Consider the following 25,295-nt stretch of genomic DNA (forward strand, 5'->3'; position numbering starts at 1 on the left):
TGTGTCACGTCGGTAAAGCCGCGCGTTGCTTTCAGATAGGACGCGCTGCGCAAAGCGCCCGATAATTCCAGCGGCAACAGATCTGCTCGGTCTGGCCATTGCCTCGTTCTTGCTCCAGCACTATGCAACGAGGTGCAGCCGAACTGCATTTTTGGCAGTCGGATGCAGCCCATGACGATGCAATTGACAGCTCGAATGTCTTCGCGACTCGAACAACTGCAACAGAGCATCAGTCGTCTTACGCCGCTATCGCTGTCTTTAATAGCAACAGCCGTGCCAGCCATCATGCAAACGTATTAAGCTGTTGTTTGTGACGGGAACCGGACGCCGCCGGGTGACCGCTAGTGTTTAGAACGCGACAGTCGTCATACTTGCCGGAAACCAAACAGGATCTGCGGTCATCTGGGCCCGAAAGAATACCTTACGGCCTTCGAGCACGGCTGAGCTAATCCCAGCACCAGACGCAACCAGCGCCAGAATTTCGTTCTGACCCAATGCAAGGCGCCGCTTCGCGTTTGGGAGGTACAAGTTCTTTCTTCTGGCTAGCAGAGCTGCGCATCAGATTCATCGAGTGGCACATCGATTGCTACTGCGAAACACAACGCAGCTTCGAGAACAGTGGGGTTCGGTCGGAAGTTACCGGTAAATATTGCTAGATCGGTACAATGATGCGCGGACGCGACTTGTGGCTCTCAATGAACTCGAGAAGGTTGCCGAGAACTCCCCTGCACGTCAACAAGAGCGCTGTAGCGTTCTAATCGGGACATGCCATGACTTTTAACTCGAGTGAGGGACATGACCGACAGTTTCATCGACCAACTGTGCAAGGCGCTCCGCAAAAGTTCGGTGCTAACTGGCACGGACATTGACTCTCGCTATTACCACGATTTGGCTGGTAAACCGGTCGCGAAGCCGCGAGCGGTCGTCCGTCCAAGGACGACGGAAGATGTCTCCGCCTTGCTCCGGCTCTGTCACAGTAAAAAAGTGCCTCTAACGACGCAGGGCGGCATGACCGGATTGGTACGCGGCGCTCTGCCGAATCCGAGTGAGATCGTGCTGTCAATGGAACTTATGAATGCGATCCAGGAGGTGGACACCTCCTCGGGCGCAGCATTGGTGCAGGCCGGCGCTCCCCTACAGAAAGTGCAGGAACAGGTCGGGCAGGAAGGCTACATGTTTCCACTCGATCTCGGCGCGCGCGGTAGCTGCACGATCGGTGGCAACATCTCAACCAATGCCGGCGGCAATCGCGTGATCCGGTACGGCATGATGCGCGACCTGATCCTCGGCCTCGAAGTCGTTACCGCTGATGGCAGGGTGCTACAGGGCTTGCACAAATACATCAAGAACAATACTGGCATTGACCTCAAACAGCTTTTCATCGGCAGCGAAGGAATTCTCGGCGTGGTGACGCGGGCCGCTTTGCGCATCTTCCCCGCCCCTATAGAGCGGCAAGTGGCGCTTTGCGCCCTGTCCTCCTTTGAACGAGTCATCTCGATCTTTGGGATGGCGCGAAAACATCTGGGCGGAGAACTGACGGCATTCGAGGTGATGTGGAACGAGTACTACCGCCTCGCGCTCGAGCGCGTGAGCGGCGTGATCCGGCCGCTGCCGGTCAATTATCCCTTCTATGTCTTGATCGAGGCCTCCGGTGACAATGCCCATCGTATCCATGCCGATCTCGAAAAGCTGCTCGATACGGCAATGCGCGCGAACATGAGCCTTGACGCGACGCTCTCGATGTCGAATGCATCTGCAGCAGCGATATGGCGGATCCGAGATTGCAGCTTGGAACTTGCCCGGACGTTTCCTTATGCCGCACGTATTGCCCTCGACGTCAGCATCGCCATCAATCAGATGGATAAGTATGTCAAGACAGTTGTTGGGCGTATTAAAGACATCGACCCCAGAGCGTTCGCGATTGTGTTCGGTCACGTCGGCGATGGTAATCTGCATATCGAGCTACATCACGAGCACACGCCTGACAGACGGGAGGAACTAGAGAGGCTTGCTTATGGGATCACCGGTGAATTCGGCGGATCAATCTCAGCGGAACATGGCATCGGCATAGTTAAGCGGCCGTATCTGAATATGAGTAGGACATCGGAAGAAATCGAAACGATGCGCACGCTCAAGCGAGCGCTCGATCCTAACAATATCCTGAACCCGGGACGAATTTTCACGATGTAAGAGGATGCGAGGATGGAGCGGAGAGCTCGGCCTGAAGGGCCAAACGTGCGTGCGGCGTTTCCGCAGGTTGAGGGCCGACCCTTGTCATGGCCCTGCGTCCTCGCAGGGTACGAGCTTCGCTCGACATCCATAAGGAGATTGTCGATGCGGCACGCGCTCGAACTGGTCGCATTACCAATTCAGCTCAAACTCGGCTGTCACCTTTGGCGAGGATAGAACTCGGCCTGGTTAAGGAGGCAATGCCTAACTATTCAGTGCTTCGAGACTGCTAACCGCACGGTGTCGCCCTCGTGGCAGTTCCGGCGATGCCGTCCGTGCTAGCCACGGGATACAGCTTGCAATTTCTCAATTGTTGTTTCGCGATGCCGTCCAGCAGCGGCTGGCGGGCACGGTCGATCATGATCATCGCCTCAGCCGCCGAAGGCGGTGGCGCAACGCGACTGCCTGCAGCCTGGCGCGCGGAAAAAAGGCTGCCCGAAACGGGGAGGCCGATAGATTCCGCCCGGGCCGCTTAGCCAGCGCAGCATGGGAGCCCTGCTTGGCGATGATGTCGCCATCAAGCACCAGAATGCGGTCGAGACGCGCACCGTCAACAGCGATCAGGATCGAGGTGCGGCCCTTCATCAGCCGCTCCATCGCTTTCTTGGATGAGAGCTTCTGATTCCGAGTTGAGGCTTGAGGTCGCCTCGTCCAGGACCAACACCGGCGCACCTTGCTAGAGAGGCGCGCGTAAGCGCAATGCGCTGCCGCTCACCGCCTGATAGCTTGACGCCGCGCTCACCGGCGACCGGGCCCTAGCCCCTGCGCAGGCGCAGGATCAACTTGTACGCCTTGGCAAGCCCCGCCACCCGGTCGATCGCGCGCGCTTTTATGAGGAGGCGCTCAGTTGGCCGAGAACAATCCGCTATGAAGAACGCCCGGCGCACGATGGACCACTGCCCGTAGGCTATTTGCGCCCGGTGACGCCGTCAAAGAAAGCGGCCGGCCCTCGAGCAAGATCGATCGCGGCCGGACATCTCCAAAAACATTCGCGAGCTGGCGCCAGGATTTCAGTTCTGGTCTCGTGCCAAGAAAACGCTGGCATACTACGCGCGGAGCGCCGCCTGCTTGTGACTCAATTCGCCCGCGGCTTCATCATCGCTTCGACCTCGGCGCGAAAGGCTTGGCGCGATGTATCACGCGAGTAGAACATGTGGCCGCCCGGATAGACCGCGAGCTTGACGCGCGGCGCCGCGGCGAACGCGGGCAACTGATCAAGCACGATCTGCGAGCCGAAATAGGGCGTTGCGAGGTCGAACAGGCCGTGCCCGACCAGCATGGTCATCTTCGCGTCTGTTGCGAGGATCTCGCGCAGCTCCGACACCGACTGCGCGGGACCGCGGCCGAAATCCCAGGCCTGCCCGACCGCACCGTCGATTAGCTCATAGGAGCCGTCCGGCCGCCAGTTCAGCTTGCACGTGAGGAGATCGACGGCGGTACTGGTCAGTGGCGCCAGAAGCGCCTCCGCTGAGGGATCGCCGAAGCGAGAGCTGTTAGAATCCGGATAGGGATCAAGGCCGCGCACGGAAGCATCGAAGCGCCCGGTCACCTTGCCGTTTTTCCGGTCGAGCTCGCGGCGGAAAATTGGCGACATCGAAGCGGCCCGCGAGCCTGCGGCTCACCGCCTGGTCTATTCCCGTTAGCGTGGCGACCTTGTCGGCCAGCCGCGTGGCCGCCTCCTTGTCCGCGGTGCCCTTGACCAGGTCGGTCAAGAACTCGCCGCGCGCGTAAGCTTCGACCTCGACGAGATCGGCCCGCTTCACCGGCCCCTTGGCTTCGCGTGCGGTTGCGACATAGCTCGGCAGCTTTGCGACGTATTGAAGAAGACTCGTGCCGCCGAAGTCGCGGAAGTCGAACACCGGTGAGATCATGATCAGGCCCTTCACGCCGACACCTTGTTGCTTCTGCAACTGGCGCACCACCTTTGGCCCGCGAATACCACCGTAGCTTTCGCCCGCGACATATTTTGGCGACAACAGGCGATCGTGCTTTTCGAGCCAGCGGCGGATCACGACGGCGAGCGCGTTGACATCGCCGTCCACGGAAAAGAGCCGCTTGCGGACATCCGCGCCAGTCGCTACGAAGCGGCTATAGCCGGTCCCGACCGGATCGATAAAGACGAGATCGGTGAAATCGAGCCAGGTTTCGGCATTGGGCTTCACCTCCGGAGAGGTCGATGGTGTGACCTCGTCGGCATTGATCGGCAGCCGCCAAGGACCGGCACTGCCGAGCTGTAGCCAGGCCGACGATGCACCAGGCCCGCCGTTGAAGAAGAACGTGACGGGGCGTGTGGCGCGGTCGCCACCGTCGAGCTGATAGGAGGTGTATGCGATGTCGGCCTGCGGCTCGCCCTTGTCGTCGAACAAGCGGATGGAACCTGCGGTCGCCGTGAATACGAGCGTCCGCCCGAGCAGCTCGAGCGTTTGCCTGGTGGTGGAGTCCGGCGGAAGGCGATGCTGCTCGGCCGCTGACGGCGTGCTAGGTGTTTGGCCGCCGCGCGCGCCGGGACTGCCCTTCTGGTCGGCCAGCGTTGTGGCCTCGGGGCGCGACGGCGGATTGTCGGCCCAAGCGCTCCCCATCACGCCACAGGCAAACAGAGCCAGCGCAAGAGAGGCGCGGCGCAGCGCAGTCCAATCAAATTGCATCGAGTCTCTCCCGTCCCGGAAGCACTTTCGTCCCGGCCACACTTGGGGCGCACGAGGCGTGTCTCCCAAGAAGGCCAACGACTTAGCTGACAATCGAGGAACACCAAACCTACCAAGTCCGGTAGTATTCACCTCACGGGGATCGGCAGCAGCGCCAGTGAGGAGGCGGTGCTTGAAGAAGGCAATCTTTTCGACGAGCAAACGGATGCCTTAAGAGCGTCTGACGTGCGCTGCATCGGAACAACTGAATCTCGCCGCATAGATGCGGTTCGTGCATTCGGCTATAGCCGCTTGGGCGGTGGCTTCTGGGGCAAATCTGGAGCGATGTAGCACGGCAAGCGGGACGGCGGACAAACTCAACGCGCTACGTTGCTCACGACCGAGATGCATGTTGAACTTTGCGCTGCATACGAGGGCCATTGCGCGAACCAACGCGACACCACTCGTGAGCGCGCATTGTGTTGCCCCAGCGTGATGCACGCTCAGGAAGCAGATTGGGAAACCTGCCTTGATCGCTCCTGCCGGATGTTCTTCGACGTGAGTTGCGCGCGGAGTTCCGTCGCGCTTTAGCGTACCGGTGACCGCACGAATTCCTGATCTCCCAGAGGATTGGCGTTTCAATCCGCAACTGGAACGAAACGGGCTAGGGGATCAAAAAAGCTCCGCGCCAGCATGATTTGCGCCCAGCATGGTAAGGAGGCGCTCGCAAAAGAATGGTGGATTCAGGCAATTCGGTTTCTATGTCGCAAGTGCGAAGGCCGATCGACAAACCAGCTAAATGCTGTGACTGATTGGCAAGAAAAAGGGCCGCTCGAATGACAAGCGGCCCAAGTCTAGGGAGGAAACGCCCAAGTAGGACGGCGGTCGCGCGAGGCGCTACCGCACTGCAACAATACACGACCGCACTGCACACGCAAGCCTTTTTCGCGGGCGTTCGCGTTGTTTGCGGCGAGTGGGTTGATCGCGGCGAAATCAGGTTGCGAGGTCAGGCCGATTTTGCCAAGGGCTCGGCTATGCTCTGTCGGCCTTGCTTGCTGCGGCATTGCTCCGCCGAACTAGCACCACAGCGACTGGACTGATGCTCAGTGGGAGCTTCCCAGAAAACGTTTGGGATACCAAACTAGGGCCAGTTCTGATCCAAGCTTTCTGCCAGCAAAAGAAACCGGAAGGCATAGCTCTCATCACTTTCGATCCAGGCGGGTGGTCGCCTCGTCGAGGGCGGCATGTCGCGACACGAACTCCGGTGCACTCTCGAGTGAGCCGGGCGAGCACGTCCGTTGTGGGGCGAAGTGCCGCAATCACTTCGCCCCACGCTGGTGGGCGGACTGAAGATCAGATCGCATGCATCAAGCTCGTCGAAGGTCAGACGTACCCGCAGGACAATCGGAGCTGCACGCATCCTTGTCTCAGAGGCAGTATTGCCGTTGCAAATAACGCCGACTAAGCCTTTCTGGACAAAGAAACCCTCACTACAGCGTTTCTGTTCTAGGAACGGAACGGGGTGCCATGGGGCGGCCACTCTAGCGGTCTTCCGGCCGGGGACCGTCAAGCCACTACTTCCCGTAGTTGAACAGTTTGGCAACATCATCTTGAACTCCTCAAGAACATGGAATTCGAGTCTGTCGAGTGATAAGGGTTTCTCGTCAAGATCATTTCGCCACACTCCGGCCCGCTCAGCTTGTCACTGTCCATGGTCGATCGTTCGAGTGGCTGGACATTCGCACCGACACAGTCGCCCAGTTGCGCGATCCGGTGACGCTCGAACGAGCGTGGGTGCCACTGGCCACGATCACCGTTCCGGTGCGGCCAGAATGGGCGCAGACGCATCCCGCAGTCAGTGAGGCCAATCGCCCACTTTCTATTTTTTTCCATCGCTTCCGTCGTCGGAAGCAACCAGCTGATATGATCGCGCTCAAGGACCGTGGGTGACATGGCTGGTATATCCAGAGCCGGGTTCGAGAACGGCGCGACGAGCTCGTCTGTCCCTTGTATCGGAGCTCTGCGGATTAAGGAGGCCAGCGCTTTCCATTGCGTGAAATGTCCCTCGATCACGTGCAGGATGGCACTGAACGTAAGCTCGGCGACTGTAATCGCGAGGATACATCTGCGGGATCGAAAACTGTACTGGCTGTCGATGATGAAATAGCCCCTTGGCACCGACCATCTCGGATGCGACGAGCACGCGCATGACCGAGGCGCTCGCGAGGCGAATGCCGACGACGATCGTCGGAAGCGCCGCCGGAAGGATCACCGCGGACAGTTGCTGCGGTGGCGCGCGCATCGTCCGCGCCGACGTGATCCGGAGCGGCTCGACCTGCTTCACCGCCGCGATCGTGTTGAGCAGGAGCGACCAGGCGCAGCTATATATATATATATATATCACATCGTGATCTTGAGAGCTCGCGAATGTCCAGAAACAGGATGAAGATCAGGCAGTACCGCGAGCGATGCGGTGTTCTGGCAGATCTCGGTGAACTGCTTCAGGAGATTTCCGAGCCGGGCGCACCATCCGACGCCTAGGCCAAGCGGGACGATCAAGGCGACCGACATCAGAAATCCGCTCAAGGCACGCAGCACGCTCGCCGAGACGTCGTCGTACAATTCTTCTGTTTGCGGAGCTGCCATCCGCCCGCCGGTCACCTACGAGAACGGCGGCAGGAACACCGGATCGATCAAGCCGAAATTCGGAGCCGCCTCCCTCACCGACAACGGCAAGAGGAGCAAGATGGAGGGATGCCCGAATACGGTGAGCCCGCGTATGACCGAACTGACCCTGCGCAAACGTGGCTCGTTCCGTCAGGACTACGCGGGCAGCACTCTTCGTGATCACTATTGGTTTGACTCGCCCCGTGAGCGTAGACCGCAGCACGCGCAGCGGACATCACATGATTTGTAGATGGAGCCTGCTCGGCAAGACCAGATGTGCGAACCTGCGCCGTCAATCTTGAGCAGTGACGCGGATGAACTTTTCATAGCACCTTCGCCTGGCTGAGGGCTTTTGGATGCGTCGCCTTGACCGCAGCCATAGCGGCCACCAATCATTCGCCGAGGCTGAAATAGCTTCTTAACGAAGAGGTTCAATTCAGCACCTGATGCGGTAGCCCCTACTGGCTTGCAGGCAGCCAATTGCCTGATCTCGAGCCAATCGTCGCTGCGGATCAGTCGCGCGGTAGCTCGCCTTTTCGCGCACATATCGTCAATCCATGTTGGTTTCCTGTGAGCTCGCCACCCCGACCACGGCTGCCGGATTAACACAGTGGGAGCCCTTCTGAGGCCACATCGTCGGAGAGCTGGTCAACGCCGTCTGGCCGATTTGCTTGAGGATCTCAATGGACGTCTCTCCTCGTGACGCAGCTTCGAGGGTTCTCGAAGCTACGTGCGTTCGGGTGCCAGTCTCATCAGCCGGGAGTTCTCTACAAACTTCATTCAGAACTGCACGCAAGAGAGCGGTGGTTTCGGAGGCGAACATAAGGAGTACCAACAATTTGGATGCGTGTGCCTTATGCGAATCCATTCGAGCTTCAGTGGGGCATCGTCGTGAACGTCGGAAACAACAGACCAAGGCGTACGCATCAGCTACTCAGCCTCATTGCGCGCAGGAGAGCCTTGGTGACGCTCAATTCAGATCACTTCCTTCTATGGCGATAGACCAGATCAGTGGCGACACTAGGCAGCCTTGGCCGTCTGCAGCTTTGGCTTGGAGCGCGCCACGCTGCGAGGACCAGCGATACTGAGGGGTACATCGCCATCGATAGAACGCCTCTCGACTCCATCTCGGTCACTGGATTTTCCGATGGCGCAGCGCTGGGTCGCGCGGTTATCCCAGATTACAACGTCGCCTGGTTTCCAGCTCCATCTTACGCTATTCTCGGGCGAGGCGAGGTAAGATTGAAGGCGGTCAAACAGCTTCTGGCTCGCATATCTTTCCAGGCCGACGAAGTTCCTCACGGACTCTCCGAGCACGAGCAAGCGCTCGCCCGTCTCGGGATGGACGCGAACAACCGGACGCGCGTCCTCGCAGATGGTTCCGGTGAAGACATCACCAAATTGCTTTGCATCCATCTCGGCGGAGTGCCTGGTCAAGGTGAAATCATAGGTGCTGCAGTGCGCTGCCCAGAGATTGTCGGCCAGCATCCGCAGCGGCTCCGGAAGATCAAGATACGCGGCCGCAGTGCTTGACCAAACTGTTTCACGGTCATCAGGCGGGATCACGACGCCGCGCAGCACCGAGATCTTCGGACATTCGTCACCGAAACTGACGTCCGTGTGCATCTGGCCCGCATGACCGCTGCGACGATCCGGCTTCATATCTATAGGCGTTACCAGCGAGCCAAGCCTGAGGGCAAAGCGATGCTGTTCGAAATCATCGAGATGTCCCTGATCACGGAAGAAGATGACCTTGTGCTCAAGGAGTAACTGGCTAATAGCCCGGACCATCTCGTCTGATAATTCATCTGATAGTCTGATGTTCTTGATCTCGGCACCGAGCCGGGCCGTGGATTTGACGATATCCGCTCGCGGGATAATGTTATCTGTCATGTTGCTCATGCTCATTCTCTCGCTATCGTGATGCGCGAACAAAGCTGCGTGACCGCTCGGTCGAGGGACCGACAACAGAAGCCACCCAAGTCGGCCTGGTGATGCACCCTACGCGGTCGCAATGTGTTGCAGCACTCGCCACAAAAGGCTGCAATGCATCTTGGGCTACAGACCACGACCATCGTGTGACCCGCTCCGCCGCGCACAGCTCCGATTCTTGCATCGGCTCTGACCGGAGGACGAGTCGACGGGCAGCGGTGCCGGGATCGACGTGCAACATGATCGATTACCTCGCTCTTACATCGCAATCATACGGTCAACAGATGTCCAGTCCATGAAACGAAACCAGCATTCTTTTCGCCGATGAGAAATGTTCGCTCTGTCCGGGAGCTAAGCTTAAAGATATTTTTGGGAAGGCAACTCTTCACACGTCCGCAACAGGTACATTCGAGCTTATGAGGACGAAGCGGATAACTCGCGTTCTCATCAATCAGCGCGACTACGCAGTGCTATTCTACCACAAGTTAATCATATTCCCACATGCAATTTTCACGTTAGAAATACATTTGTTTCGTCATATTGAATTTAGTAAATTTGCGCGACGGTTTCATCCGCCTGTCACATACGGAGCAGGCGCGCAGTCCCGAAGCGAGAGATCAATCTTATCCGCGATATCAATTCCCGCTGCGGTTTAACAACGGGCTATATCACTCCTTTTGCGGGATTCCGTTTCAGGAGAACGCTTCAACGTGAACTGGGACTTGTGTCAATAGCTTGGATATCAACATCGCTGCCAATCTAGAGGATTGAATTAAGTCGCGACTTGGCGTGCATCGCTCGAACAAATGTCCGATACGTTGAGCGCAGTGACAAGCCTCTTCTCGGAAAAGCCGAGACGGCCCGCACCGCCAGCCGCGGACGACCTCGGCGGAGTGACCCGTGCACGCAACGCACACCAAGGCGTGCTAATTCGTCTCGGCTTCCATTGGCGTTCTATTTCGGAATTGATTGTATCTCACAAAATGCTTTTTACGTTCGCCAATACGCGCCACGACGTGCCAGCTCCACTTCACCACCCTATTTGGTCGCGGAGCCAGGAATGGAAACATCGCGACTTCACAGCTCGACTCGACCTTCGGAAACGAGATGACCGTTATCGCGACGCGAGTCATTTCGGGTGAGCGGCTTCAGGCCAATCTGTGAATTCCATCTCGAATTGACGAGAACTGACGGGTTTGGTCGTGAATTTTACGGTTCTTCGTGAGAGAGCCGCCAACGATACGGATGCGAACTTAAACACAATCTTGCCGGAAGCTGCGATGCCAACAGCCCTGTTGTCCTCCGTGACAGAGGAACCGGTCCCCTCCAACACCTGACCAACCGCAATTCCGTGGAGCGCACGGTAAATGTCGATAGAAGCCAAGTACCTTCCTTTCTCACTGTCCCACTGGCTGACCGACAGTCCCGTAATTCCCGCGTCCTTCAACAGACCATCGGCAACGCGGCAGGTGTATTGAAGGCTGACAATGGTGCGCCCATTCCGATCGCCTGTCGGCTCTCGATCGGTGCCGTCTATGATGCAACCGTAGCGCCGCGTTGAGTCCGCGAGCGCAATCTCATTCAACCCAAGCAGTCCGCAAACAACATAAAGTATCATACAGAGAGAGAGCTGTTTCATTGCCTATGCTCCGCGGATATCCCGCCGTCGTGTTGTACAACCTGACCCTACGGCCGATTCAAGCTCCTCGATTGTTGTTAGGATGGGTGCGCCTCACAGTGACATCGGCATGTTTCCGATCCGAGGCGACCCGGTAGGAAAGCGACTACTCGGTGTAATGAAGCTCAATGCTGCTGGAGAGTACCTCGATCAATTCGACCATAGGGATCAACGACGGCTCAGAGAGCAAGATCGGCCGCCAGCATGTGAAGACGGCGATGCGGCGGATTGGGATAGACGCTCTATCGCCATCCGCGCGCCACCAGACCCGAGCCCGGCCACAAGATCCATCCATATTTGCTGCGCGTCATGGAGATTACGCGACCGAACCAAGTCTGGCGATGGAAATCACCTACATTCTGACGGCGATTGGCTTCGCCGATCTCGCTGTGGTGTTGGACTGCGCAGCACGTCGCGGTCTGTCGTGGCGACTGTCGATCACCATGAACTTCTGCGTCGAACGCTCGCGTATTCCTTGGCTCGTCCCGGCAAGCCGGACATCTTCAACACGGCTCAGGCTCTCAGTTCACTGGACAGGGTTTTACTGGCGTGCTCGCCGACAACGGTATTGCGATCAGCATGGACGGAACGGCGCATGGCGAGACAACGTGTTTGTCGAACGGCTCTGGAGCAACGTCAAACACGAGGAGATGTGCCCGCTATGACAGCGTGAGCCGGGCGCGCAGCCCGATCGGCCTATATCTCAACTTCCATAACAGTAGGCGTCCCCATTCCAGTCATGGCGGCAGCACGCCGGATCAAGCCTACTTTACCCGCTGCCATTCCGTATGGCAGCCTAACGCCCCGGCAGCAGTCCCATCTATCGACGCGGAAACAACCGGGACCAGCTCTATTTCACTGGAGGGACATTCCAACGGGGACACTCTGCCCATGCTGCAATTCCCCGATCTGTATAGGTCAGCAACCTGCTCGGTCATGAAAGTCGCCGCGAAAGAGGAAGTGCGCGAACAGCACGATCAACGTCACGTGATCCGCCAACCGGGCCTGCGGTCAACGGAATCAATGCACGGCAGGACCATCGTTCGCCTCACAGAGTCCCTTGCGGCTCTCTCCTCCCGGAGACCCGTCAGCCTTTCGAGGAGCAATTGGCAATTAAGGACTTCCAGGTGTCGCGCAAAGCCGAAGAGCTTCGGCTGGAGCGGGGCAACTCGCCAGAGACAGGCAGCAGGTTGGAATGACATTTCGAAGCCGCCTAGCCGATTGGGCGACCAATGCGCGAACCGCCGCTGATCTCTTCAAGCCCGCGCCTGTGCATGATCGCCAGACTCCCACCTTTCGGGCAAGTCGACCCATATATCAGCAGGACCATGCAAAAGTGAATCTTGATCCGGTACAAAGATATTGTCAGGCACTCTGAGGCCGCGACCAAGGGCGACTCCACTGATTATGAAGGGAAGCTCGATCTGCTTCTGATCTTCAAAGCTGTCCGCGCCAATAATGCGAAGAGATTCCAATTCAAACCGTCGGAATGTGATCAGCGGTCTTGCCGAGTCTATCAGGTCTTGGGCGCAAGATACTCCCCGCGCGGCCTCTTTTCTCAAGTGGTCCAGCGCCAGGAAGAGGGACGAAAGCTCGTCCAGCTCGGAACGATTGAAGTGTCGCAAACGTGACGAAATAGGCACTCCATTCTTGTATCGTACTGTCGGCACAAATCGTATCTCGCAATCAAGAAGCAGATCTGCCACCGCTCGCTTTACGAGAAGAGCCTGTCCAATATCCTTCAAGCCGAAATAACTGCGAGATGGTCGAGCGAAACAGATCCATCGGATGCATCCGGTGATACCTTCCATGAGGAGCCCATGAGGCCCGTTCGCACGCAGCGGATAATCCCCTTGAGACACAAACGTTCGATATCCTGGCGGGAACATCTCCGCGTCCGTCGTCGAAATCACAGCAGAAGCGCCCGCTCCTAGCGCAAGCGCAATGTCATCATCCAAATTGAACTCGTATTCAGGACCCGGGCTGAGCTGGATCTTGTTCGGATAGACCGTGACAATGGCCACATCGTTCTCGACTGCGGCCCTTCTGATCAATTCCGCGTGCCCCTGATGCAATGCACCCAGAGTATGTACTGTGCCGATCGTTCGACCTCGTCTTGCCATGTCCGCAATGAAGGCCTTGCCAGCTGAAAGAGACGCTAGATGCATATTTCCTGCTCCGCTCTTGTTGATTACACAGCAGCTGGGCTGCTCGATCAGACAGGAAGCGTGGTGAGAGCGACCCCTCACACTGGCCGCGCAAGAGCGCCTGGGAGCGCCGCCACAGCGGGGCGCATCGTGCTCTTCCATTTTCCTTCTGGGATGACAGCTGGTCTAGATCGCCATGCGCATTTCGGCTAAAATTAGCTCGATCCCTCTCGACCGCGTCTCATTAGCGATGAGAAGTCAGCCAGATACTCTGAAGGTTTGTATTTCTGATCTTCCACCCCCTCCAGAGCGGCCTGGAGCCCAGGACACCTGTCGGCAAAGAACGGCGGTTCAAAAGTCGTTATCTCTGCATCCGAAAAATCAGTCTTTACAAAGCTTGCTTGGAACGGCGTAACTCCACTCAAGTTGGCCTTGCGGAGGGACGATTGATTCATTCGAACATATGCGGTACGGGCGGCCTCCAGGTTGCTGCCGGTCATTCCTGCTGCAATATATGACTGAACAAGGTTTGCTCCTTCGAAATTGGCGCGATTCAAGGCCATAGATTGCGGAGGATCACCTGTAATCATTGATCGATAGAGATACGCCTGTGAAAAATCTGCATCATCGAGATCGCAGTCGCGTATAAACGCACAGCGCGCACGAAAGCCGCCCAATCGGGCGTAGCGCATCGTGCTCTCGGTGATCGAAATGGTTTCTCCTGATGCGCGAGATAGATCAGCCCCATCGAGCTGGCAAGAGCGTACAGATACTCCGTTAAGCACCGCGCCGACGAGGTTGGCGCTGGCTAGATTCACAGACAGAAGTCGCGCCTCAGATAGGTCTGCCTCCTCAAGCTCTGCCTTTGCAAGATTTGAGAGGCTGAAATCCGAAAAGGGGGCGGCCAGCGCTTTGGCCAGGATGCGACCGCTCGCCTTTGAAAGCCTGAAATGGGGAAGATGAGCGTTCTCTAGAACAAGACCATCGACCGAAGTGGGGCGCAGGATCGATAGACACTCTCCCCTTGACTGCAGAAGGGAGCTGCCGGTGAGATGCGCCTTGGTCATTGTAACCTGGCTCAAATTGGCAAAATGGAAGGACGAGCGAGGCAGGTAGCATTCATTGATGGTCGATCCTTGCAGTTCGGCGCCATCAAAGACAGCCTGGCTTGCGTCACACTGATAAAAGAGGACGCCACTTAGGACTGCATTGTCGAAACGCGTTCTCCTCATGCTGCATCCGTGGAACAAGCTACCTGTTGCATCGATGAGATTGCGCAAACTTGCATCGTCGAAACTGCAGACCTGAGCGGCAATTGCATGCATATACGCAAAATCGAGCTTGGCTCCGCGGAAACTTGCTCGCTCTAATCCTGGGCAGATAAGGTTGGCCTCGGACAGATCGGCTCCATCCAGCTTCGCTCCGTGAAGTTGCGCACGATTGAGAATGCATCGCCGCAATGGAAATCCGGATAGATCGTGACCGTTAAAGTTCTCGCAGGATAGCTGCAGGCCAATGCCGGTCTTCTTGATAGCTTCCTCGGTTCGCTTTCTCACCGCGGCCGACGCGGACGCGCGATCACTGTTTCGGCTCCAGTAGCGGACAAAGTCACCATCTGCCGAGGATTGGCTTATCGTCGTTGGACGGATTCCCAGCTCCTCGTGCACTCTGAACTGGCTATTGGTATCGGTGGCTTGCGTCACTGTCGACATCTTCCATTCTCGATGACGAGCGCACTTTCTCAGCCTCCTGTGCGGGCGTTATTTTGCATCGCCTGCGTGTTTCAGGTAGCCTCGATATGCGCCCCATAGCGCTCGTTGGATTTCTTTCTGCGACACAGGCATCATCACTCATCAGGGTGTAAATTTCCTGGCCGGCCCTTTGTAATTGTGCCATCACGAGCCGACACCCACATAAGCCTAAGCAAGTTGTGGCAGACGGAGTTGATCTCCCCACGACTTCCCCATTCGGATACTTATCAGTGTGACGACAGCAGACCGAAGAAGCCGCAACTTGGGGTACCTCCACGATTTCATGCGGTCGTTATTCTTGCATTCGGCCTTTACGACGCACTTCAATAGCAATGTCTGTGCCAGCCCTCACCTATCCTGAATTGACGTTGAATGCGTGTCCAGAAACGGCGCGGCGGACGCCGCCAGAATTTCGTAACTGACAGCACTCGCGTCTCTGTCACAAACCGGACAATGGTTCGCAACGCTCGAGACGGCAAGTCCCGCTTGTTCTCTATGCCTTCGACCGCAAAGCCAATGTCGCTCTCTATGACGATCGAGTAATAGTTGCCTTCGATGCACGTACGCGCATTCTCCAGATGTCGGACCATTGAGCCACAAATCGCCGCCCGCCTTCCGTTCCTCAGTTTTCATCCCGGCGACGCAGTTCCGTCCCGGAAGTTCGCCGACAAAGTCGCGCGAGGTACTGGAGGGTGGAGTTGGGACAAGCGGTCCACATGAAGGGGCGTGAAATCGCAAGCGCGGAGAAAGCTGCCGCTTTTTTTACGACGTCGGCCGTGCCGGATGGGCGCGTTAGTTGATGAGCGTGAAGAAGCGTTCGACCTGATCGAGGCAGGAGGCATGGGTGGTGTGAAGTGAACGTGCCAGCGCGGACATCGGGCGAGCCAGGTCTTGACCTTGGATGCTTCAGTGGAGTGCTGCCCAGATGGGGGCCAAGTTGGCCGGCACATTCGTTTCGATGTGCCTTAGAAAGGCCCGCAACTCCTGGTGACTACGCGGTTCAGCATCTTCTTCCGAACCAACGGCTTGCCTCGGTATGAAGGCGGAGCGCACACTAAGTAAGTAGCCTCGCATTCCTAAGATTATCACTCGCCAATAACCGTGATTCACGCCATCAAGTGACGGCTCTGAGAGCACGCCTGCTCGCCAGCAGATGGAACCGCAGGACGAGGAGCCCCGCGTAGATGGTTGTCCCGATTGACAAGCCAATCCAGATACCGATTGCACCAAGCCCGATCTTCAAACCAAGCACGTAGCCAAGTGAGAAGCCGATCAGCCAATAGGCAATGCCGACGAACAGAAGCGGCACCCGGGTGTCCTTCAGTCCGCGCAGACCGCCCGCCGCAATGCTCTGCGCTGCATCAGTGACAAAAAGGCTCGCTGCGACGATAAGGAGCTCTGCAGTCAGTCCGATCGTTGCGTCGGCATCTCCGGCCGATTTGTCCAGAAACAGCTCGGCGATCTCAAAACGCGCGACGATCACCGCAACCGTCAGCAGGGCAGCGATGAGGGTACCGAGCAGTATCGCGACAAGGCCTGCCCGCTGGATGCCGGAACCGTCGTTGCGGCCGACCGCATGGCCAACGCGCACGGCCACCGCCATGCTGATGCCGAAAGCGATCATGGATGTAATCACGGTGATCTGAAGCGCGATCTGATGAGCAGCGAGTGCACTGGTGCTGATTAGGCCGGCCAGGAGCGCGGCAGCCGACAAAACTCCGTACTGCATCAGGGAGGCGATTGAAATCGGAGTTCCGATCACGATCAGCTGCCGCAAGATGGGCCAATCGAGTTGCCAGAGATCTGCAAGCACGTGGTAGTCACGGAAAGGACGACGCATCGTGGCAAACCAGAAACCGGCCAGGAACATCGCACAGTTCACCAACGTGCTCGCAAGCGCGGCCCCGAACAGCTCAAGCCGCGGCAGCCCGAGCTTCCCATAGACCAGCAGATACACGAGCAGGGCGTTGAGGGGGATAGCCGCCAGTGTGATCCACAAGATCGGCTCCGGCCGATTGACCGCACTCATGAAATTACGGATGACCTGAAGCCATAGCGCCGGCACCACGCCCAAGGCCAGTCCGAACAGATATTGCTGGGCGAGCCGCGCCGCGTCTGGCGCCTGACCGAAAGCGAGCAATATTTGCTCTCCGCCAAACGCAAACGCGATGATCGGAAACGATAGCATCAGCGCCGCCCACAGCCCCGTGCGCAGTGCGCGCTGTAGCATAGCATGATTCCCGGCGCCATAGGCCTGCGCCGCCAAAGGTGCGATCGGCGCGAGCAGGCCCGCGCCAAAGGTGAAGCTGACGAGATAGAGCGTGACGGCCAGGGCGGCCGCGGCGAGTGCCTCAGGCCCGATGTGCCCGATAAAGGCAAGATCTGTCGTCATCATCGCGACCTGCGCAAGCTGGGTCAACACCATCGGCCACGCGAGCTTCACAATTTCGCTGAGCTCGTTAGTGAGGTGTTGGCCAGGCGCTCGTCTCGTCATTGCGTATCGCAAAGCTGATCCTGGTTTTCTTTCGACTATTTTGTTCATGGATTGCTGCTCGATCTGCCTCGTCCGCAAACGAGTTGTTCCGCCGAGAGGGATGCTCTTTCCCGCCCTGAATTCGTGATGGCCTACCGATGCGGAAACAGGCGGCCCCCCTGGGCAGCTGCGCCTCACAGAGGAGGCGCGCGTCGGCTTAGACCTGCCGTTGGGCTTAGGGTCTGACGGCTGCTCGCCCGCTGATGAGCAACTTGATCAGTGCCTCCGCAATCGCATCGACTTTTTGGCGCGTGTTAAGCGCAAAGAAGACGCAGCAGGTGGCTGGCACGCCGAACGGTCGGTCATCGGCATCGGGCGATCGCTGCCGGCGCGAACCGCGATATTGGTTTGGTCGATCACGGTGACGGAACCGTGCGCGGCATAGGTGAACTGAGAGGCCTTCATCTTGTGAGCCATCACTGCAATTCCTCGAGCATGCGATGCTGAATGACAGCTCCTTTTCAAGGCTCGTGCCAACTACGAGAGCTTGACTTGTAAAGGCTATTTGCTCAAGGGCACGTGTCCTGGGCCCGACAGCATAGTCGCAAATCCCACAGTCGCATCATGGACGAGCCCAAAGCGCTTAGATGCTCGGCAACTTGCACCGCAGGAATCCCAACAGGCGGATGCGGATGTGACAACCTCCCGCTCACCAACGCACGAATAGACTGACTACAACAGCATATGGGAAGACATTGAGGACGAGCTAGGAAGGTCGCGCTTTTCCCCACCTCTCTTTGGCATCTGCAATCCGATGCATGCGGTACTCGTTCACGCCAGTAATTTCTGAGAGGCCCTTCTTGCCGAAGAAGGGGATGAGGTACTTCCGCGCCCGGCGCTCGTGACCTTTGGGGGCGCTGGCGATCGCACTCGCCAACAAGCTTGCCCGCATCGCCTGTGCCGCCTAAAGGACGCGCCTTCGAGCCTTCAATCGCCAAAGGCCTTGGCCCGATCGTCGTAACGGCGTTCATCACAGAGCATTGAAACGAGCCCATCTATGCCGGCGTCTTCTTAGACGCGGCTGAATGAACGATTGGCCACCCCGCCGCGCGCAAGGCTTGGGACTGCTGCGAGCAAGCGTTGCGTATAGTCGGTGCGCGGATTGAGGAATATCTCGTCCCTGGTGCCGGTCTCGACGACGCGCCCTTGGCGCATGACCATGACGCGGTCGCTGAGCTGGCGGATTACACCGAGATCATGCGAAATGAAGATGTAGCTCATGTTGAGATGCGCCTTGAGATCGGTCAGCAGGTCCAGCACTTGCGCCTGAATCAAGACATCGAGAGCCGAGACCGGTTCATCACAGACGATCACAGCGGGCCTTGGAGCGATCGCACGGGCGATCGCAACGCGCTGGCGCTGACCGCCCGAGAGTTCGAGCGGCCGGCGATCCAGCAGGGCTGGGGATAGTCCGACCAGATCAAGAAGCTCGACAACGCGCTCATAGCGCTCGTCTCTGCTCTCCACGTCGCTTGCGAGGCTATCGGAAATGATGTGTCCCACAGACCAGCGCGGATCAAAGGAGCTGAGAGGATCCTGGTAAATGACCGCGATGGCCCGGCGCCGCGCCCTGCGGTCGCGTTCGGTGAGCGTGGTCCAGGCCCGACCTTGAAACAGAACGGCGCCTTCATCGGGCGGGTCAAGCGCCAGCGCCAATCGCGCCATCGTTGACTTGCCAGATCCGGACTCCCCGACGACGCCCAGAGTCTCGCCGGATCGCAGCTCAAAGGAGATACCATCGACGGCCGTGCGCAGCACGCCATCTGGTCCTTTGAATCGCTTCACCAGATTTGCCGCGCTGAGCACGACGGAAGGGAATGTCGATGGTGATTGCTCCTGAGACCGTAACGGCGGCTTCCACGCCCGAGCAGCGGGCAATCGCGCGGGGCGAGAGCCGCGCAGGCGCGCAGAGGGCACCGCATCCAGAAGCTGGCGGGTATAGGTGTGCTGAGGGTCTTGGAAGACCTGGTCTGCCGATCCGCGCTCGACGACCTTGCCTTCATGCATGACCAAGACCTCGTCAGCTATCCGGGAGACAACCGCCAGATCATGGCTGATCAGGAGAAGCGCCTTGCCCGGCAACTTGGCCTCTTCCAGCAATCCCAGCACCTGCGCCTGCACGGTGACGTCGAGAGCCGTGGTCGGCTCGTCCGCGATCAGGATGCGTGGATCGAGGGCCAGAGCGGCAGCGATGAGCGCGCGTTGGCGCTGGCCACCGGATAGTTGATGCGGCAGCTGCCGGGCTTTGACCGCTGCTTCAGGCACCCCGACGAGCTCAAGGAGTGCGACGACGCGCCGTTCGAGCTCCTCGCTTGATGCAACCGCACGATGGAGACGCAGTGCTTCGCCAATCTCCTTGCCCACCGGGCGTAGCGGGTCGAGCGCGACGAGTGCATCCTGCAGAACGAAGCCGATCTCCTTGCCGCGGACGCGCCGCCAGCTGCGATCATCGAGAGCTGTGAGATCGGTGCCGGCGAAGGTCAGTTGACGCGCATGGACATGAGCCCGGCGGCCGGCAAGACCGACAATGGCGCGCGAAGTCACGCTCTTGCCGGAGCCGGACCCTCCGACAATGGCCAGGCAGCGCCCAGCCTGGAGAGAGAATGAGACGCCGCGCACGGCTGTTCCCTCAGGAAGATCCCGCCCGAATGAGACACAGAGTGAATCGACTGTCAGAAGGTTCGCCTGCGGGGGCACTTGTCGATTAGGAACGTGGAGCATTACTTAGATCTTTCCTTCCAGCCGATCCTGCAAATAGCGTCCGACGACAGTCAGGCCGAGAGCAAACGACACCACGGCAATGCCCGGCATGATCTCAAGCCACCATGCGAAGATCACATAGTTTCGCCCAGCATTTAGCAGCGCGCCCCATTCAGGCGCCGGGGGAGCGACGCCGAGACCGAGAAACGCAACACCCGCCGCCCAGACGATCGCTTGCCCAACGCCAAGCGTCATCATCGCCGTGAGCGGGCTCATCGCGTTCGGAATGATATGCCGCCATAGGATACGTGGATAAGGATGGCCGAGGGCCTTGGCAGCCTCCACATAAGGCGCCCCTTTTACAGACAGAACCTGTCCTCTGATCATCCGAGCATAGCCCGGAGCTGTGCCAACTCCGACCGCTATAACGAGGGTCAGCACCGATGGACCGAACAAGCTCACGAACAGAAGCGCGAGGAACAGCGTGGGAAGTGCGAACAGCACGTCCAAAAGCCGGCTGAGAACATTGTCGAGCGCGCCACCCACAACGCCGGCAATGATGCCAAAAACCAGCCCAACGCCGATGCTCAGCGCAGTTGCGCCAAGCCCGATGGTGAGTGACTGGCCTGCTCCTTCGACAATTCGGGAGTAAATATCCCGGCCTGATTGGTCCGTTCCGAACCAGTGCGCGAATGAGGGAGCTTGCAATGGTGCCGTCAAATCGATCGCGAGCGGATCGTGCGTCTGCAGCAGACTCGGCGCGATTGCCGCGACAATAAAGAAACCGATAACGATCAGAGCTACGTGAACCCGAAGAGGAATACGACGGAGGATCGCCGACGCCTCTATCAGCTGCGAACACGCGCTCCAGTCACCTACCCTGCTCATGTCATCTTGATCCTGGGATCGACGATTCGGTAGGTGAGATCGACGAGCATATTGGTGACGGCGAACAGGCCGGCGGAGATCAGAATAGCCCCCGAGACGACTGGAACGTCTCGAGAGGACGTCGCAGCGACAAGGACTCCACCAAGGCCTTGACGCGCAAATACCGCCTCAATCAGAATCGCACCGGAAAGAAGCTTTCCGATCGCCCAGCCTGATAAAGTGATGCCGGGCAACGCTGCATGACGCAGGACATGGCGAAACCTGACGCCGAGTTCACCCATACCTCGTGCCCGCGCCGAGATGACAAATGGCTGCTCGAGGACACGCGTGAATTCGCTGCGAACGATTTGCCCGAGGAATCCTGACAACTCCAAAGCCAACGCAATCGTTGGAAGAACGAGCCCGATCGGGGAATTGCCCCCGATGACCGGGACAATGCGAAGCTGCACCGCAAACACAACGAGGAGGATTGTAGCCAGCCAGTAGGGCGGCACGGTCGCCAGGAACACCTGTATTCCGCTGAGCAAGGTTGACCACATGTTGTCTTGGCCGGCGATGAGGACGGTCGTCAGAACCGCGATGACCCATGCCGCAATGAGCGCCGCAACCGCCAGAATGATGGTTGGCCCAATCTGTTCTGCGATGATGTCAAGGACCGGCCGATGCTGCTGGTATGACAAGCCAAGGTCCCCATGCAGGATGCCCCATATGTATTTGCCGTATTGCAGAACGAGTGGCTGATCAAAGCCGTACTTTGCGTTGACCGCCGCGAGCTCTGCTGGAGAGGCCTCTCCAACGTTGCCACTCGCCATGTTGATGATGATCTGGGCGCGGTCGCCGGGCATCAGGCATTGAACAAGGAACGTGAAGGTCGCAGCTAGCCACACCACAGTCGCAGCGGACACGAACCTGCCCGCAAGCCAGCCTATCCGAACATGAGCTGCGCTATTCACACGCATCACTTCACGTCGACGAAATGAGCGTCATAAAAGACGGGTTCACCGACCGACCCGCGGTCCAGCCAGACATCCTTCAGCCTTGGGCTGGTCGCCAATGTGACATCGAGCACCGTGAAGCCTAGGACGGCCGCTTTCTCCACGATATTGCGTTCAGCCTGCTGATAAAGCGCAGTCCGTCCGCCATCGTTGAACTCCTGTTCCGCTGTCTGAACGACATTCCACAGTGCTTCATCCTGGTAGCGCGACGGATTATAGCGGTTCCGCTGGCCGTTCCGATCAAGCTTCCATGAAATGCGGAAGATTTCTGCGCCGGGTGCAACCCAATAGAGGAGCACGACCTCGTAGTCGTCCGGACCGAGATTCTTCCCGGCAAAGAAATCCGCCTGGTTGGTCGGCTGAAGGCGCACCTCGAATCCGGCAGCTTTCGCCTGCTGCTGGATGACCTGCAATGCCTGCTCGCCGTCTGGCTTTAGAAAAGCGCTCGAATAGGAGATTCGAACGACGAGGGGCTTGCCATTCTTGAGGCGAATGCCGTCCTTGTTGTGTTCAGTCCAACCCGCTTGATCGAGGAGCTGATTGGCCTTTCCAACGTCATACCCATAGGACCGCCCGAGCCCGCTGATATATTCCGGCGAACTCTGGCTGAGCGCTCCATTAGCCTCGAATGGCAAAGCGCCGAGGAAGGACAATTCGACGGCGGCTCTTCGGTCAGCAGCGTATGCAAAAGCCTGGCGGACGCGCACATCGTCAAAGGGGGGCCGTGCCGTATACAACGCCAGGCGTAAAGGGGTACCGCCTGTTATATGCCGCAAGACGGCGAAGCGGGAATTGGCGTCCTTCCAGGCAACTGCCGGAATATCATAGACGACATCAGATTCGCCCGTCAGCAGTGAGCCATAGCGGACGGTTTGATCCGCAAGGAACCTCCAGTTGATGCCATCAACGTAAGCCGGCCCCTGGTGCTTGGCGTGACTTGGTGCCGAATTGTAATCCGGGTTGCGGCGAAACACGACGTTCTGCCCGTGATTCCATTTCTCCACGATGAACGGGCCTGACCCGACCGGGCTGTTGCAGTTCACGGCAAGTCCGCGCTTGAGCGCAGTTGGTGACAAGATGCCTTGGGAGGACTGCGCGAGAACGTTGAGCAACGGCTGAAATGGCGTCTTCAGCGTTATCTGCAGCGTGAGAGGGGCAATTGCTGTCGCCGATTCGAAGCTGTCTTCGAGGTAAGGAGCGGCAGTCGGATTGCGACGATCCGGATCATTGCCGAGCCATCCGTTGATGTTCTCGGCAACAGCTTGTGCATCGAGAGGCGTTCCGTCGGTAAACTTGACGTTTGGCTTGATCTCAAAGATGTATACTTTCCTGTCGTCGGAGATTGTCCAAGACGTTGCGAGCCAAGGCACAATCTTTCCATCTTCCCTCCGAGCAACCAGATTGTCGCTATACTGCCGCTGAAGATACCACTGCTGCACCCATCCCCCGAACAGGCAGGGCGGCTCTTGAAAATGCCCGTAGCGAATGATGCCTCCTCGTTTCGGTCCGCCGGCTGACGCCTCTTGGGCAGAGCAGCACGCCATGATCGAGATCTGCAGGAGCGTTGAGACCGCCAACAGGACAGCCGTCGCCTTTTGCTTTCTTCGAGTGTTCGGCGGGATGCCGAGACGCCAAAGGCTCGTGCGTTCGATAACAGACATCTCCAAACTCCGGTGAATGTGGACAAACATTGCGTCACAGAGACGACGGCCTCGCCAACGTCTCGGCAGCAACGTCGTGGTGAGGGATTCCCAGGTGCTCGCGCAGTGTCTCCCCCTGGTATTCCGTGCGAAACAGACCGCGGCTCTGTAGGATCGGCACGACAAGATCGACAAGCGCCGTCGCGCCGTCTTCCAGCACGTCTGGAATGATGTTGAAGCCGTCGACCGCGCCTGTGCGAAACCATGATTCGATCGAATCGGCGATCTGCTCGGGCGCACCGACGAGCAAGCGATGACCGAACGCTTGAACGCTGCCGATGATCTCGCGAACCGTGCGGCCTTCCCTCGCCAATGCTTCGAACGTGCGGTGATGACCGACCGAGAACGCAACATTGTGAGGATCGGGCAAGAGCTCCTCGGGAATGGGCCGGTCGAGGCTGAGTTTTTCGACCGGCACGTCCATGCTCCGTGCGAGGGCCTCCATCGCGCGCGTCAGATCAAGCAGCGCGTCGATTTCCTTCTTTCGGCGTTGTGCCTCCTCTTCCGTGCCGCCGATGAAGGTGACGAGGCCGGGGAGGATGAGTGGAGTTGCACGGCGGCCAAATTGACGCGAGAGCGCGCGCAGGCGCTCGGACTCCCCCATTGCCGTTTTCAAGTCCCCGGCTGCGGTAAAAACGACATCGGCGCTGCGCGCCGCAAGGCGCACGCCAGGATCCGAGCCTCCAGCCTGGACGATGATGGGATAGCCCTGGCGCGAGCCGGGATGGGTGAGCGGGCCTCGGATTGCGAACGCATTCTTGCTGGGATCGAGCAGCCGGAAATGATCGGTATTGGCGTAAACTCCAGATGCCTGATCAGCGATAATGGTCTCATCCCCCCAGCTCAGCCAAAGAGCACGGACGGTTTCAACGAACTCCTCGGCGCGCTTGTAGCGCTCTTCGCGTCCGATCTGGCGACCACCAAAGTTTGCTACCGTCGCTGGGCTGGATGTCGTAACCGCATTCCAGGCGGCTCGGCCGCCACTAATGACATCGAGCGACTGGAAACGGCGCGCCAGATTGTATGGTTCATTGTAGGTCGTCGACGCCGTTGCGATCAGCCCGATGCGCGTTGTCTCGCGCGCGATTACGGAAAGCACAAGCGTCGGCTCAAGCCCATTGAGTGGCGGCTGCCGAGTGATGTCGAAGGGCACCGCGGGGGTATCCGCTAGAAACACCGCATCCAACAGGCCACGCTCGGCAATCTTCGCAGCACGAACGTAATGCCCGATGTCGAAGAAGGCGCTTGGGTTGGTGCCCGGCCAACGCCACGCTGCGGAGTGACCGCCCGCGCCGTGAAGATTGAGGCCAAGATGAAGCGTGCGGATGACGGAAGACATAGGCACTCCCAAATGCGGCGACCTCGAAGCTGCCGGCAACGCCTTCAATGACAAATTGATGTTGGTCACGCTGTTCGGCTACTGACCTCGCCCCTGGCGGAGGCTTGGCCAG

The 25,295-nt window shown here is 58.4% G+C and carries 13 protein-coding genes and 3 pseudogenes; 3 read left to right on the top strand and 13 right to left on the bottom strand.

All coding sequences use genetic code 11. The features are described from left to right. The first annotated feature begins 795 nt into the window (after positions 1-795). Positions 796-2,190: an FAD-binding oxidoreductase gene (locus tag IVA78_RS02790; RefSeq protein WP_247464130.1), complete on the top strand. Its 1,395-nt coding sequence runs from the start codon at positions 796-798 to the stop codon at positions 2,188-2,190. A 402-nt stretch (positions 2,191-2,592) separates the two neighbouring features. Here IVA78_RS02790 and IVA78_RS02795 read toward each other — a convergent pair. From IVA78_RS02795 to IVA78_RS02805, 3 genes and pseudogenes are all read right to left on the bottom strand, one after another. Then, positions 2,593-3,047: pseudogene (locus IVA78_RS02795) on the bottom strand (ATP-binding cassette domain-containing protein); the annotation flags it as partial. A gap of 257 nt (positions 3,048-3,304) precedes the next feature. Beyond that, positions 3,305-4,874 (bottom strand): annotated as a pseudogene (locus tag IVA78_RS02800) (peptidase S10). A gap of 1,912 nt (positions 4,875-6,786) precedes the next feature. Beyond that, the gene (locus IVA78_RS02805) at positions 6,787-7,257 is read right to left on the bottom strand and encodes an ABC transporter permease subunit (protein ID WP_346275281.1); all 471 of its coding nucleotides are present in this window, start codon (positions 7,255-7,257) and stop codon (positions 6,787-6,789) included. 69 nt (positions 7,258-7,326) lie between these two features. On the opposite strand from IVA78_RS02805, the gene IVA78_RS02810 reads away from it, so the two are divergent. Beyond that, positions 7,327-7,770, top strand: a complete 444-nt coding sequence (locus IVA78_RS02810) for a hypothetical protein (protein WP_247464136.1) — start codon at positions 7,327-7,329, stop codon at positions 7,768-7,770. A gap of 770 nt (positions 7,771-8,540) precedes the next feature. Here IVA78_RS02810 and IVA78_RS02820 read toward each other — a convergent pair. Together IVA78_RS02820 and IVA78_RS02825 are read right to left on the bottom strand one after the other, a co-directional pair. Beyond that, positions 8,541-9,428, bottom strand: a complete 888-nt coding sequence (locus IVA78_RS02820) for a TauD/TfdA family dioxygenase (RefSeq protein WP_247464139.1) — start codon at positions 9,426-9,428, stop codon at positions 8,541-8,543. A gap of 1,153 nt (positions 9,429-10,581) precedes the next feature. Beyond that, a complete protein-coding gene (locus tag IVA78_RS02825; protein ID WP_247464141.1) occupies positions 10,582-11,091 on the bottom strand; it encodes a hypothetical protein in 510 nt (169 codons plus the stop codon). Positions 11,092-11,318: 227 nt separating this feature from the next. Between IVA78_RS02825 and IVA78_RS02830 the strand changes: the two are divergent. After that, a pseudogene (locus IVA78_RS02830) lies at positions 11,319-11,930 on the top strand (DDE-type integrase/transposase/recombinase); the annotation flags it as partial. Between the two features lie 456 nt (positions 11,931-12,386). Here the strand turns inward: IVA78_RS02830 and IVA78_RS02835 are convergent. From IVA78_RS02835 to IVA78_RS02870, 8 genes are all read right to left on the bottom strand, one after another. Continuing rightward, positions 12,387-13,298, bottom strand: a complete 912-nt coding sequence (locus IVA78_RS02835) for a pantoate--beta-alanine ligase (protein WP_247464144.1) — start codon at positions 13,296-13,298, stop codon at positions 12,387-12,389. A 194-nt stretch (positions 13,299-13,492) separates the two neighbouring features. Beyond that, entirely contained in the window at positions 13,493-14,989 is a 1,497-nt protein-coding gene (locus IVA78_RS02840; RefSeq protein ID WP_247464161.1) for a pentapeptide repeat-containing protein, read from the bottom strand. Positions 14,990-16,142: 1,153 nt separating this feature from the next. Next, positions 16,143-17,522: an MATE family efflux transporter gene (locus IVA78_RS02845; protein ID WP_247464280.1), complete on the bottom strand. Its 1,380-nt coding sequence runs from the start codon at positions 17,520-17,522 to the stop codon at positions 16,143-16,145. A gap of 1,050 nt (positions 17,523-18,572) precedes the next feature. Then, a complete protein-coding gene (locus IVA78_RS02850) occupies positions 18,573-20,180 on the bottom strand; it encodes an ABC transporter ATP-binding protein (RefSeq protein WP_247464164.1) in 1,608 nt (535 codons plus the stop codon). Positions 20,181-20,285: 105 nt separating this feature from the next. Beyond that, positions 20,286-21,149 carry an ABC transporter permease gene (locus IVA78_RS02855; RefSeq protein ID WP_247464167.1) on the bottom strand — a complete coding sequence of 288 codons (864 nt, stop codon included), beginning with the start codon at positions 21,147-21,149 and terminating at the stop codon, positions 20,286-20,288. After that, positions 21,146-22,054, bottom strand: a complete 909-nt coding sequence (locus IVA78_RS02860; protein WP_247464170.1) for an ABC transporter permease — start codon at positions 22,052-22,054, stop codon at positions 21,146-21,148. Before IVA78_RS02860 ends, IVA78_RS02855 begins: the two co-directional genes overlap by 4 nt. A gap of 53 nt (positions 22,055-22,107) precedes the next feature. Beyond that, a complete protein-coding gene (locus IVA78_RS02865) occupies positions 22,108-23,805 on the bottom strand; it encodes an ABC transporter substrate-binding protein (protein WP_247464173.1) in 1,698 nt (565 codons plus the stop codon). A 34-nt stretch (positions 23,806-23,839) separates the two neighbouring features. After that, the gene (locus IVA78_RS02870; RefSeq protein WP_247464177.1) at positions 23,840-25,183 is read right to left on the bottom strand and encodes an NtaA/DmoA family FMN-dependent monooxygenase; all 1,344 of its coding nucleotides are present in this window, start codon (positions 25,181-25,183) and stop codon (positions 23,840-23,842) included. Between the last annotated feature and the right edge of the window lie 112 nt (positions 25,184-25,295).

This window comes from Bradyrhizobium sp. 137 (genome assembly GCF_023074095.1).
Classification (GTDB): domain Bacteria; phylum Pseudomonadota; class Alphaproteobacteria; order Rhizobiales; family Xanthobacteraceae; genus Bradyrhizobium.